This window comes from Duffyella sp. Ts4, from assembly GCF_051851875.1.
In the GTDB taxonomy this organism is placed as follows: domain Bacteria; phylum Pseudomonadota; class Gammaproteobacteria; order Enterobacterales; family Enterobacteriaceae; genus Duffyella; species Duffyella gerundensis.
The window spans coordinates 370,338-382,428 of the sequence record NZ_JBLYPN010000001.1 but is presented as its reverse complement, the minus strand read 5'-3'; the positions used below and the strand labels follow the sequence as shown (position 1 = coordinate 382,428).

The 12,091-nt window shown below is 53.8% G+C and carries 9 protein-coding genes; 3 read left to right on the top strand and 6 right to left on the bottom strand.

From position 1 onward, the window contains the following. Window positions 1-130: 130 nt before the first annotated feature. Window positions 131-1,435, top strand: a complete 1,305-nt coding sequence (locus ACJY2L_RS01820; RefSeq protein WP_439212179.1) for a D-amino acid dehydrogenase — start codon at window positions 131-133, stop codon at window positions 1,433-1,435. Window positions 1,436-1,455: 20 nt separating this feature from the next. Next, window positions 1,456-2,526, top strand: coding sequence for a catabolic alanine racemase DadX (gene dadX / locus ACJY2L_RS01815; protein ID WP_439212178.1), 1,071 nt, complete (start codon window positions 1,456-1,458; stop codon window positions 2,524-2,526). A 1-nt stretch (window position 2,527) separates the two neighbouring features. Here the strand turns inward: dadX and ACJY2L_RS01810 are convergent, their stop codons facing one another. The 4 genes from ACJY2L_RS01810 to ACJY2L_RS01795 all read right to left on the bottom strand — a co-directional run bounded on the left by ACJY2L_RS01810 (window position 2,528) and on the right by ACJY2L_RS01795 (window position 7,729). Beyond that, complete coding sequence (locus tag ACJY2L_RS01810) at window positions 2,528-3,718, bottom strand: multidrug effflux MFS transporter (protein WP_067431153.1); 1,191 nt, start codon at window positions 3,716-3,718, stop codon at window positions 2,528-2,530. Between the two features lie 128 nt (window positions 3,719-3,846). Further along, the gene (gene wbaP, locus ACJY2L_RS01805; protein ID WP_067431150.1) at window positions 3,847-5,313 is read right to left on the bottom strand and encodes an undecaprenyl-phosphate galactose phosphotransferase WbaP; all 1,467 of its coding nucleotides are present in this window, start codon (window positions 5,311-5,313) and stop codon (window positions 3,847-3,849) included. Window positions 5,314-5,693: 380 nt separating this feature from the next. Continuing rightward, window positions 5,694-5,927, bottom strand: coding sequence for a DUF1480 family protein (locus ACJY2L_RS01800; protein WP_067431147.1), 234 nt, complete (start codon window positions 5,925-5,927; stop codon window positions 5,694-5,696). Between the two features lie 74 nt (window positions 5,928-6,001). Beyond that, a complete protein-coding gene (locus ACJY2L_RS01795; RefSeq protein ID WP_067431145.1) occupies window positions 6,002-7,729 on the bottom strand; it encodes a potassium/proton antiporter in 1,728 nt (575 codons plus the stop codon). 244 nt (window positions 7,730-7,973) lie between these two features. Between ACJY2L_RS01795 and ACJY2L_RS01790 the strand changes: the two genes are divergently transcribed. Then, the gene (locus tag ACJY2L_RS01790) at window positions 7,974-8,684 is read left to right on the top strand and encodes a phage antirepressor KilAC domain-containing protein (protein WP_067431142.1); all 711 of its coding nucleotides are present in this window, start codon (window positions 7,974-7,976) and stop codon (window positions 8,682-8,684) included. A 71-nt stretch (window positions 8,685-8,755) separates the two neighbouring features. Here the strand turns inward: ACJY2L_RS01790 and ACJY2L_RS01785 are convergent, their stop codons facing one another. Together ACJY2L_RS01785 and yeaG are read right to left on the bottom strand one after the other, a co-directional pair. Continuing rightward, on the bottom strand, window positions 8,756-10,033 hold the full coding sequence (locus ACJY2L_RS01785) for a YeaH/YhbH family protein (RefSeq protein ID WP_439212177.1): 1,278 nt from the start codon (window positions 10,031-10,033) through the stop codon (window positions 8,756-8,758). Between the two features lie 63 nt (window positions 10,034-10,096). Continuing rightward, a complete protein-coding gene (yeaG, locus tag ACJY2L_RS01780; RefSeq protein ID WP_067431136.1) occupies window positions 10,097-12,031 on the bottom strand; it encodes a protein kinase YeaG in 1,935 nt (644 codons plus the stop codon). Window positions 12,032-12,091: the final 60 nt, after the last annotated feature.

Genomic DNA, 12,091 nt, shown 5'->3' with positions numbered 1-12,091 from the left:
TAGTTACCAAAAAAGTAAAAAAGATGTGAAATACCTTCATGAACTGTACGACAAAGTTGAGTAGCATATTCAACCTGAGTGCAGGCGATAAACTGGTTTATTCCTCTTTTGTTGATGCGGTGGAGACACTATGCGGGTTGTCATTCTTGGAAGTGGTGTAGTCGGCGTTGCCAGCGCCTGGTATCTGGCTAAAGCGGGACACGAGGTCACGGTGATCGATCGTCAGCCCGCTTCAGCGATGGAAACCAGCGCCGGAAACGCCGGGCAAATTTCACCGGGCTATGCTGCGCCATGGGCTGCACCGGGCGTGCCGTTAAAGGCGATTAAATGGATGTTTCAGCGTCATGCGCCGCTGGCGATTCGCCCGGACGGCAGTCGCTTTCAGATGGAATGGATGTGGCAAATGTTGCGCAACTGCGACATGACGCACTATCAGCAAAACAAGAGCCGCATGGTGCGCATCGCGGAATACAGCCGTGACTGCCTGAAGGCGCTGCGTGAAGAGACCGCGATTGCCTATGAAGGTCGCCAGGGCGGCACGCTGCAGCTGTTTCGCACCGCGCAACAGTATGAAAGCGCGAGCAAAGATATTGCCGTGCTGCGGGAAGCGGGCGTGCCCTATGAACTGTTGGAAGCTCATGAGCTGGCGCGCGTTGAACCCGCACTGGCGGCAACGCAGCATAAGCTCACCGGTGGTTTACGTTTGCCGAATGATGAAACCGGCGACTGCCAGCTGTTCACCCAACGGCTGACGGAAATGGCCAAAGAGGCGGGCGTGACCTTCCGTTTCAATCTCAGCGTTGATCAGTTGCTGCGTGAAGGCAACCGCATCTACGGCGTTAAATGTGGCGATGAGGTGATCAAAGGTGATGCTTACGTTGTGGCCTTTGGTTCCTGGTCAACGGCGCTGCTGCGCAATATCGTCGCCGTGCCGGTCTATCCGCTGAAAGGCTATTCACTGACTATCCCGATTAAAAACGCCGAGGCGGCACCGCTATCAACCGTGTTGGATGAAACCTACAAAGTTGCCGTGACGCGATTCGACCAGCGCATTCGCGTCGGCGGCATGGCGGAAATCGTTGGTTTTAACAGCAAACTGCTGCCGGCACGACGTGAAACGCTGGAGATGGTGGTGCAGGATCTCTATCCTGAAGGCGGCCATATTGAACAGGCCACTTTCTGGAGCGGATTGCGTCCGATGACGCCGGATGGCACGCCGATTGTAGGACGGACACCGCTGAGCAATCTGTTTTTGAATACCGGACATGGCACGCTTGGCTGGACGATGGCTTGCGGATCGGGTCAGCTGCTGGCGGACATCATCTCTGGTACTACGCCAGCGATTGCGGCTGATGATCTGTCGGTATTCCGTTATCTGCCTGGCTTTAGCGCAGACTCTCATCGCCCATTGCAGCGTGCGGATGTGGCGCAATAAGTTTTACAAGGAGACGTTTTATGTCACGCCCAGTTGTCGCAACCCTCGATAGCGCTGCGTTGCGGCATAACCTGCAGGTTGCCCGTAAGGCGGCCCCGCATTCTCGTGTCTGGTCGGTGGTGAAAGCCAATGCCTATGGTCACGGCATTGCACGCTGCTGGCAGGCGCTCAGCGATACTGACGGTTTTGCGCTGTTGAATCTTGAAGAAGCGGTGTTATTGCGTGAACAGGGCTGGAAAAAGCCCATTTTGCTGCTGGAAGGCTTTTTTCATGCGGATGACCTGGCGATCATCGATCGCTACCGCCTCACCACCAGCATTCACAGTAACTGGCAGATTCAGGCGCTGGCAAGAGCAGAGCTGAGTGCGCCGGTCGACATCTATCTGAAGATGAACAGCGGGATGAACCGGCTTGGTTTTCGGCCAGAGCAAATTAATGCCGTGTGGCGCAAGCTGCGCAGCTTAGCGACCGTGGGCGAAATGACCCTGATGGCCCATTTTGCCGAAGCGGAGAAAGCGGATGGCATCACCGCGCCGTTGCGGCTGGTTGAGCAGGCGGCAGAAGGGCTGGAAGCACCGCGCTCGCTGGCAAACTCCGCTGCGACGCTGTGGCATCCTGAAACGCATTACGACTGGGTGCGGCCCGGTATTATTCTTTATGGCGCTTCGCCCAGCGGTCAGTGGTGCGATATCGCCAGTAGCGGCTTACAGCCGGTGATGACGCTGCAGAGTGAAATTATCGGCGTGCAGCAACTGGCTGCGGGTGATGGCGTGGGTTACGGCTACCGTTATCGCGCCAGTGGCGAACAGCGTATCGGTATCGTGGCCTGTGGCTATGCTGATGGCTATCCGCGTCATGCGCCAACCGGCACGCCAGTGCTGGTGGATGGCGTGCTAACCCAAACCATTGGCGCAATTTCCATGGATATGATGATGGTCGATTTGACGCCGTGCCCGCAGGCAGGCATCGGTACATCGGTGGAATTGTGGGGCAATCAGGTAAAAATCGATGATGTGGCGCAGGCTGCCGGCACCGTGGGTTATGAGCTAATGTGCGCGCTCGCCCCGCGGGTACCGGTTAACGTTATCTGAATCAGAGCGCGGTCAGCGTACCGCGCATTTTTCGACTGCAGCGCCAGGCGATGAACGCCAGCAATGAACCCAGCAGCATCATACCCGCCAGCGCCGTTTTTTCAGTCAGCGGCAGCGCCATAAACAGTAGCCCGCCCGCGGCACCGCCTGCCATCTGAATACATCCCTGTAACGCTGATGCCACACCTGCCTGCTGCTGATAAGGTTCCAGCGCATAGCTGGTTGCCGGACCCACGGTAAACGCCAGTCCCGCAACGGAAACCGCCACCGGAATCATATAGAGCGCCCAGTGCGTCTGCCAGCTGCCGGGCAGCAAATGCTCGCCAGCGCTGAGCAATATACAACCGCTCAGCATGGTCAGGCAGCCCGCAGCAAGGCAGAAAGGACGTCCAACCTTGCGAATGATCTTATTCACCAGCACGCTGACCAGCATGATCCACAGGCCGTTGGCGCCAAACGCCACCGAGAACTGCAGGGCGCTCAGCCCGCCGGTGCTCATCAAGACGTGCGGTGCCAGCGAAACGTAAGTTAATACCATGCCCAGCGCGCCAGCGTTGGCAAAGGCAAAGGCGAGAAAACGTGGCTCACGTAAAATCGCGGCATACTGGCGTAAGGGCAGGCTTGCGACGCGCTGGGTGTCAGCCGGACGCGTTTCCGGTAGCCAGAGCACGACAATCAGCGTGATGAACACGGCATAACCGGTGAGAAACCAGAAGTTAGCACGCCAGCCAAAGGCTTCGGCCAGAAAACCGCCCAGCATCGGCGCCAGCGCAGGAACGATATTTAATGCGCCGTTGAGAAAGCCGTAGGCGCGCGCGGCATCGTCGCCGGAAAGACGATCGCGTACACCGCTGAAGGCGACCACCGCGGTGCAACACACGGCACAGCCCTGAATAATGCGTGCTACCAGGAACATCGGCCACCATGCCGCCGTTGCCGCGACGATGCTGCCGACGGCATAAAGCGCCAGGCCGATCAGGGCCAGCGGCTTGCGGCCAAAATTATCCACCAGCGGACCGGCAACAATTTGGCCCAGGCCCATCACCAGCAGAAACAGCGGAATCGTCGACTGAATTGAGGCAATCGGCGTGTCCAGTCCGGCGGCAATTTGGGGCAGGGTAGGCAGATAAAGATCGATACCGAGCGGCCCTAACAGCACCAGACTCAGCAGTAATAAAGTAAAAGAGCGCATAACAGTCGATTCACATCCCGTAAAATCAAGCCGGACAGGGTAGTGAGTTCAGCGTCAAAAAGGAAGGCGGATTGTGCGTTTCGGCAGGAAAGCCTGCGCGGCAGCGCCGCACAGGCTTTTGAGCGGGATCAGTAGGCGCCATCACGACGGAACACCACGCCCGCGGTTTTAAACAGGATAGCGATGTCGGTCCACAGCGCCCAGTTTTTGACATACCAGGAGTCAAAGTAAACGCGCGTATCGTAATCAATGTCATTACGTCCGCTGACCTGCCACAAGCCAGTCATGCCAGGCTTGGCCATCAAATAGTAATCGACGTCACCGGCGTAGCGTTCCAGCTCGGCTTCAATTACCGGGCGCGGGCCCACCAGGCTCATCTCACCACGAATCACGTTCCACAACTGCGGCAGTTCGTCGAGGCTGGTTTTGCGCAGGATGCCGCCGATGCGGGTGATACGCGGATCGTTTTTGAGTTTAAAATCTTTGTCCCATTCAGCGCGCGCCTCGGCACTGGTCGCCAGCAGGTTTTGCAGCACTTCCTGCGAGTTGGTCACCATTGAACGAAACTTAAGGCATTTAAACTTCACGCCATTTTGCCCAACACGCTCATGCCCATAGATCGCGTTACTGCCGTCGCGTTTGACCAGCCAGCAGATCAGGCCAAACACCGGTGCGAGGAACAGCAGCAGCATCGATGCCACCACAATATCAAAGGTGCGTTTCAGGAAGCGCGATGAGTGCTTGGCGAGGTTATTACTGACGCGCAGGATCATCACCTCATGGCTGAAAATAAACGACATATCGGTGCCATACAGCGGCACGCCGCGCAGCGTTGGAATGACTGAAACCGAGCGGCATTTCATTTTGGAGAGGAACTTCAGCCATTTATCCCGCGTGGCCTGCTGTTCGTACTCCATGGCAACGATGAACTGCGTGTTATCCAGGTCCATTTTCTCCCAGTTGATATCTTTTTGGGTAATAACCGGTACGCCGTTCACGCTCTCCGGGAAGCGCTCATTTTCCAGCGCCACAAAGGCAGTGACCTTGTAGCCCAGGATCTCTTCGCTCTGCAACGCCGCATAGGCTTCCATGGCGTTTTTGCCGGAGCCGATGATCACCGTCTCTTTATGCCACTGACCCGCTTTGTGGATCACATGTTTCACCAGCGACCGGAACAGCGGCAGCAGGATCAGCGCGTAGGTCCAGCTGAAGCCCCAAATCAGACGTGAGAAATCCCACTTGGAAAAGGCGATCAGCGCCAGATCCAGCAGCGAAAACACAAACAAGGTTTTGATGATCTCTTTCAACTCAAACCAGAAAGGTTTGCGATACGTATAGTGGCGCATGCGTATCCAAAACCATCCGGTGCACAATACCGACATGACAAATTGCGCCATGAAGCGGTTTTCAATTTGCTGCGGCGGAATAAAGTGGTCGAGATTGCCCCAAATACCCTGCACCGTAGCGGCCGAGAGAAAAAGTGCCAGATTCAACGCCAGAAGATCGGAAAGGGATAACGTCACTTTGGCGATGATATTTTTACGCAAGCCGCTATAAGTGCGACCCGCACTGTTTAACACAATGGTACTTGCCATAAAACCTGCTCTCTTTTCTAAAGTAAAAGATGCCTGACCAGAATCAAGTACACGCTCAGGGGTTCTCACCGGTTAATTAATAAGGATTAATTACCAGTACATGAAGTTTTTGCTGCCATAGGCGCTGCATAAAAAAGAATAAACGTAGCGTGATGAAACTCACGAAATTGTGCAGCAACGGATCAGAGTATGCAGGAGAAGTGGGACTTAGTTAATATGGAGTTTGTCTGAAAAGGCGAGAAATGCTTATTAGGGAAATTATCTTAATTTATTGAAATATAAGATTTTATTATCGATGACGTTAAGTGCAGTGGGGAGTGTCAAGCGTAACAATTAGGACAACCCGCTATTCAGGTGAAATAGCGGGTCAGATTATTGGCTCAGGCAGGCTTCTTTAATATCCAGAGGTCCTGCTCTTTATCATAATGACCAAGCTTTAAATCAACCTTCTTACCATCGATCCATGCCGGCACGCTGGTCTCTTTATCCCAGCCATCAAGCTGGGTTATTAAGCCCGGATTAGTATTGCAAGGAATACTAACCGTATCGAGGTTTTGCACGTCCAGTTCGGCGTCTACAATTTCGTAGCGACCAATTTTGACTACATGTCCCATGATGACCTCCTGTTAATACGGTGAACATTAAGCGTAGCTCCTGCCGCAGGAATTACGAGGCTTATTCTCCAGGATTAATCCTTCTCTTCTGCCATACGCACACCGATACGAACCACCTGATTTTCCTCTTTTTCCGCTACTGTCCAGATCAGGTTATTCCATTCCACCTGATCGCCGATAACCGGCGTGCCGTTAAGCAGGCCCATGATCAGCTGGCCCAGCGTCTGGCGGTCGTTGGTGTTTTCATCGAGCTCAAGACCGTAGATTTGCGCCACATCGCGCAGCCGCGCGTCAGCCTCAAGGATAAAGTCACCAAAGAAACGCTGATCGAGGGCAACCGGTGGCGTCTGGCTGAACATCTTGCCCAGCGCAGGCAGATCGCGCTCACGGCCAATGACACACAGCACATCGTTCTCTTTCAGGCGGGTGCTGCCGGTGGGGTGCATCAAGACATTGTCGCGGAACAGCGCGGCAATGCGAGTTTCACGCGGCATTTTTAAATCCCGCAGCGCCGCGCCTACGCACCACTTATCGGCGCTGAGCTGATAAACAAACTGCTCCCACGGATTTTCCGGGTGAATATCCAGACCCACGCGGTTAATTGGCGAGGCCATCGGCGGTATCACTACCTTAGCTTTACGCGCCGCAAACCCCAGCGAAGTGCCCTGAACCATCAGCGAAACCAGCACCACAAAAAACGCGATATTAAAGAACAGCGTGGCGTTTTCCAGGCCTGCCATCATCGGGAATACCGCGAGGATAATCGGCACCGCGCCGCGCAGACCCACCCAGCTAATAAAGCCGCGCTCGCGCAGCGTAAAGGCCCGGAAAGGCAGCAGGCCAACAAACACCGATAACGGGCGGGCAACCAGGATCAGCCACAATGAGAGCAGCATAGCCGGTACAGCGATCTGCCACAGGCTGGAAGGCGTGACCAGCAAGCCCAACACCAGGAACATGCCGATCTGGCTCAGCCAGGCCATGCCGTCAAAGGTCTGTAAAATACCGTGACGGTTGCGAATCGGCCGGTTACCCAACAGAAAACCGCACAGATAAACGGCGAGAATACCGCTGCCTTCCAGCACCGTGGTCAGCGCAAACACCAGAATACCGCCGCTGACCGCGAGCAGGGGATAGAGCCCTTGTGGCAGGGTGATGCGGTTGATTAATTGCTGCAGGGCCCAGCCGCCGCCCAACCCCAGCACAATTCCCAGACCGAACTGCTGAATAAGATGCACAACAAACATCCAGCTGATGCCGGTTTCGCCCTGTTGAATCATCTCAATGAGCGTGATGGTCAGGAACACGGCCATCGGATCGTTGCTACCTGATTCAATCTCCAGCGTTGAGCTGACACGTTCATTCAGCCCCTTATCGCCCAGCAGTGAGAACACCGCAGCAGCGTCGGTGGAGCCGATGATGGCACCGACCAGAAAGCCCTGCATCATATCGAGATTAAACAGCCATGCCGCCGCCATGCCGGTCAGGCCAGCGGTAATCAGAACGCCCACGGTTGCCAGCGACAGGGCGGGCCCAAGCGCGATGCGCAGGGAGGTCGCTTTAGTACGCATGCCGCCGTCGAGCAGAATCACCGCCAGCGCAAGGTTAGAAATCAGGTAGGCCATGGGATAGTTATCAAAGGCGATACCGCCGATGCCATCCACGCCCGCCAGCATGCCAAGTGCAAGAAAGATAACCAGAATAGGAATGCCAAGGCGCGATGAAAAAGAACTCAGCAGGATGCTGGCAGCGACCAACACCGAACCAATGATATACAAACTGTAAATCGCGCTGTCTTCCAAGACATTTTCTCCTCAGTTAGATAAACATTCAGGCTTCCAGTGTGTTGCATAAGCCAATGGGTTGTCAAAACATAACGCATTATCAATAACTTGTTGATCTTTTAACAGTAAAAACAAGCTGTTAATTGCAGCAGTAATAAACATGGAAATGGTTAAAATAAATACTGGATGTTTAAACAGTGTTTGGTATAATATTTGAACTCTGGTCAGAGTGGATGTCGTTAACAACTACCTGGTGAAGCCTATGATGATTTCAACTGAGAGCCTTAATTCTCTTCATCAATCAGTCACAATGAGCAGCCGTGAAATTGCCGAACTGACAGGCATCACGCACGGCGAAGTTAAGCGACTGATTAACAGCCTGGAAACCGCCCAGCGTTTAACTGAACCGTTAACGGCATGGGACTATGAATCTGCCTCGGGCGAGGTTCGTCAGGAGTATCGCCTTAACAAACGCGACTCGTTACTGGCGGTTGCCCGTTTATCGCCTGGCTTTACCGCGGAAGCGCTGGATCGCTGGCAGGCGCGCGAACAGGTCAACCATCTGCCCGATTTTACCAATCCGGCGGTAGCGGCTCGCGCCTGGGCAGAGCAGTTTGAACAGCGGCAGGCAGCAGAAAAACAGCTAGCCCTGTTTGCGCCGAAGGCGGAGTTTTTTGATCGCTATGTCACGGTGGATGAGTCACTGGGTTTTCGCCAGGTGTGTAAAATGCTCAAGGCGAAAGAGACCGATTTCCGCCAGTTCCTGCTGGAGCGCAACGTGATGTACCGCATCAATAACAGCATGGCGCCGCATCAGCAGCACATCGCGGCTGGCCGCTTTACGCTGCGTGCTGGTGTGGGCGAAAACGCACACACTTTTTCACAGGCGCGCTTTACGGCAAAAGGGGTGAAGTGGATTGCCAGCCTGTGGGCTTCGCATCTGGCGGCACATCCGCGGGGCGCAGCGGCCTGATGCCAGGCGTTCTCTTTTTATCTTGCAGCCCATAAAAAAGCCGGTGATTAGCCGGCTTTTTAGTGCTTGCGTCAGGCTTCTGCGGCCTGGCGATGAAACAGCTCTCTGAATACCGGATAGATATCTTCTTGCTCGCGAATATGCTGAATAGCAAAGTTATCAAACATCGACTGCAGATGTTCATACTCGCGCCACAGGGTTTGGTGCGCCCGCCGGGTAATCTCAATATAGCTGTAATAACGCACCACGGGCAGGATGTTTTTCGCTAAAATCTCATGACACAACGGTGAATCATCCGCCCAGTTATCGCCATCTGAAGCCTGTGCAGCGTAGATGTTCCACTGATTCGGATCGTAACGCTCTTTCACCACCTCATCCATCAGCTTCAGCGCGCTGGAAACAATAGTGCCGCCGGTTTCCTGCGAGTAGAAAAACTCCTGCTCATCCACTTCTTTCGCCTGTGTATGATGGCGGATATAGACCACATCGACGTTTTTATAGGTTCGGCTCAGGAACAGATAGAGCAGAATATAAAAGCGTTTAGCCATGTCCTTAGTGGCCTGATCCATTGAGCCTGAAACGTCCATCAAACAGAACATTACCGCCTGACTGGACGGTTCTGGCCGCTTCTCAAAGTTTTTGTAGCGCAGATCAAAGGTGTCGATAAACGGCACGCGCGCAATGCGTGCCCGCAGCTCGGCAATTTCCTTGCGCAGCCGTTCCTCCTCCAGCAGCTGTGCCGGTTCGGCATTTTCCAGCGTTAACAGGGCCTCTTCCAGTTCACCAAGCTGGCGCCGCTTGCCAGCGGTCATCGCGGTGCGACGCGCGAGTGAATTCTGTAATGACCGCACCACGCTGATATTGGCCGGTACGCCATTGGCAGTGTAACCGGCACGGTGGGTTTTATACTCATTCATCTGACGATGCTGGTTTTTACGCAGGTTGGGCAGGGCGAGATCTTCAAACAGCAGGTCGAGATATTCATCTTTGGAGATATTAAAGACGAATTCATCTTCTCCTTCGCCATCCTGACTGGCATTGCCCTGGCCGCTTCCGCCGCCACCGCTTCCGCCCGGTGGGCGTTCGATGCGATCGTTCTGCACAAAGTGATCGTTGCCAGGATGGACGCGCTGGCGGTTGCCGCCGCGACCCTGATGAAATACCGGCTCATTAATATCATCAACGGGAATGGATACGGATTCGCCACTTTCCACATCGGTAACCGAACGCTTATTGATGGCCTCGGATATCGATTGCTTAATTTGCGACTTATAACGGCGCAGAAAGCGCTGGCGGTTAACCGCGCTCTTGTTCTTACCGTTAAGACGCCGATCGATGAAATAGGCCATAACTTTCCCCCAAACCACATGGCTGGCAGGCCGGGCTTCCCCGGCCTGATGGTACGCAATGATTTATGACGATTTTCGCACGCGCAAATACCATTCACACAGCAAACGTACCTGTTTGCGGGTATAGCCTTTTTCCATCATGCGATCGACAAAGTCGTCATGCTTTTTCTGCTCATCCGTTGAGGTTTTGGCATTGAATGAAATAACCGGCAGCAGCTCTTCGGTATTCGAGAACATTTTTTTCTCAATCACCGTGCGCAATTTTTCATAGCTGGTCCAGTTAGGATTTCGTCCACTGTTCTGCGCCCGCGCCCGTAAGACAAAGTTAACGATCTCATTACGGAAGTCTTTGGGATTGCTGATACCAGCCGGTTTTTCAATCTTCTCCAGTTCAGCGTTGAGTGATTCACGATCGAACAGCTGTCCGGTATCGGGATCGCGGTATTCCTGATCCTGAATCCAGAAATCAGCGTAGGTGACATAGCGATCAAAGATGTTCTGACCATATTCGGAATAGGATTCCAGATAGGCGGTCTGAATCTCTTTGCCAATAAACTCGGCATATTTAGGGATCAGATAGCCTTTAAGATGCTCGAGGTATTTATCCGCCTGCTCCTGAGGAAACTGTTCGCGCTCTATCTGCCGCTCAATGACATAGAACAGATGTACCGGGTTCGCTGCGACCTCGGCATGATCAAAGTTAAATACGCGTGACAGAATCTTAAAGGCAAAACGCGTCGACAGGCCGTTCATGCCTTCGTCGACACCAGCATAATCGCGATATTCCTGATAGGACTTCGCTTTCGGATCGGTATCTTTAAGGCTTTCACCGTCATAGACGCGCATTTTTGAGTAGGTGCTGGAGTTTTCCGGCTCCTTCAGACGTGAAAGGATTGAGAAGCGTGCCAGCGTTTCCAGCGTGCCTGGCGCACAGGGCGCGGTGGTCAGCTCACTGTGGGTCAGCAGTTTGTCGTAGATTTTGATCTCTTCCGACACGCGCAGGCAATACGGCACTTTGACAATGTAAACACGGTCAAGGAACGCTTCATTATTTTTGTTATTACGGAAGGTCACCCATTCTGATTCGTTAGAGTGAGCCAGAATGATGCCGTTAAAGGGCAGGGCAGAGATCCCCTCGGTGCCGTTATAGTTACCTTCCTGAGTGGCGGTTAACAGCGGGTGCAGCACTTTGATCGGTGCCTTAAACATCTCGACGAATTCCATGATGCCCTGATTGGCGCGGCACAACGCACCGGAGTAACCGTAGGCATCGGGATCGTTTTGCGCGTGGTTTTCCAGTTTACGAATATCCACTTTACCGACCAGCGCGGAGATGTCCTGGTTGTTCTCATCACCCGGCTCGGTTTTCGCTATCGCCACCTGCTCGAGAATCGACGGCCAGACTTTAACCACCTTGAAGCGGGTGATATCGCCGCCAAAGTCATGCAGGCGTTTGGCCGCCCAGGGTGACATGATGGTGCCGAGATAACGCCGTGGCACGCCATACTCTTTTTCCAGAATATGCGCATCTTCCTGCGGATTAAACAGGCAGAGCGGGTGGTCGTTGACCGGGCTGCGTTCGCCATCGGCGCTAAGTACGTAAATAGGCACGCGCTGCATCAGCGCTTTTAACCGTTCAGCTAGCGAGGATTTACCGCCACCTACCGGGCCCAGCAGATAGAGAATTTGTTTCTTCTCTTCCAGCCCCTGGGCTGCATGACGCAGATAAGAGACAATCTGTTCGATCGCCTCTTCCATGCCGTAAAACTCTTCAAAGGCGGGATAACGCGCGATAACACGATTGGAAAACAAGCGGGAAAGGCGTGGCTCGAGAGCAGTATCGACCATTACTGGCTCACCAATGGCCATTAACAGTCGCTCTGCCGCGTTGGCGTATGCACTGCGATCCTGCTTACAGGTAGCAAGAAATTCCTGCAGTGTGAACTCTTCGTCCTTGGCAGCTTCATAACGCTGACGATAGTGATCGAATATATTCATAGCAATGCCCGTCCTTTTGTTTTTAGCACAGGTAAGGAGCGTAAAAGGAAACCCAGCTGC

Coding starts and splice junctions, on each gene's coding strand:
- ACJY2L_RS01820 (WP_439212179.1), top strand. CDS start 131: ATGCGGGTTGTCATTCTTGGAAGTGGTGTAGTCGGCGTTGCCAGCGCC.
- dadX (WP_439212178.1), top strand. CDS start 1,456: ATGTCACGCCCAGTTGTCGCAACCCTCGATAGCGCTGCGTTGCGGCAT.
- ACJY2L_RS01810 (WP_067431153.1), bottom strand. CDS start 3,718: ATGCGCTCTTTTACTTTATTACTGCTGAGTCTGGTGCTGTTAGGGCCG.
- wbaP (WP_067431150.1), bottom strand. CDS start 5,313: ATGGCAAGTACCATTGTGTTAAACAGTGCGGGTCGCACTTATAGCGGC.
- ACJY2L_RS01800 (WP_067431147.1), bottom strand. CDS start 5,927: ATGGGACATGTAGTCAAAATTGGTCGCTACGAAATTGTAGACGCCGAA.
- ACJY2L_RS01790 (WP_067431142.1), top strand. CDS start 7,974: ATGATGATTTCAACTGAGAGCCTTAATTCTCTTCATCAATCAGTCACA.
- ACJY2L_RS01785 (WP_439212177.1), bottom strand. CDS start 10,033: ATGGCCTATTTCATCGATCGGCGTCTTAACGGTAAGAACAAGAGCGCG.
- yeaG (WP_067431136.1), bottom strand. CDS start 12,031: ATGAATATATTCGATCACTATCGTCAGCGTTATGAAGCTGCCAAGGAC.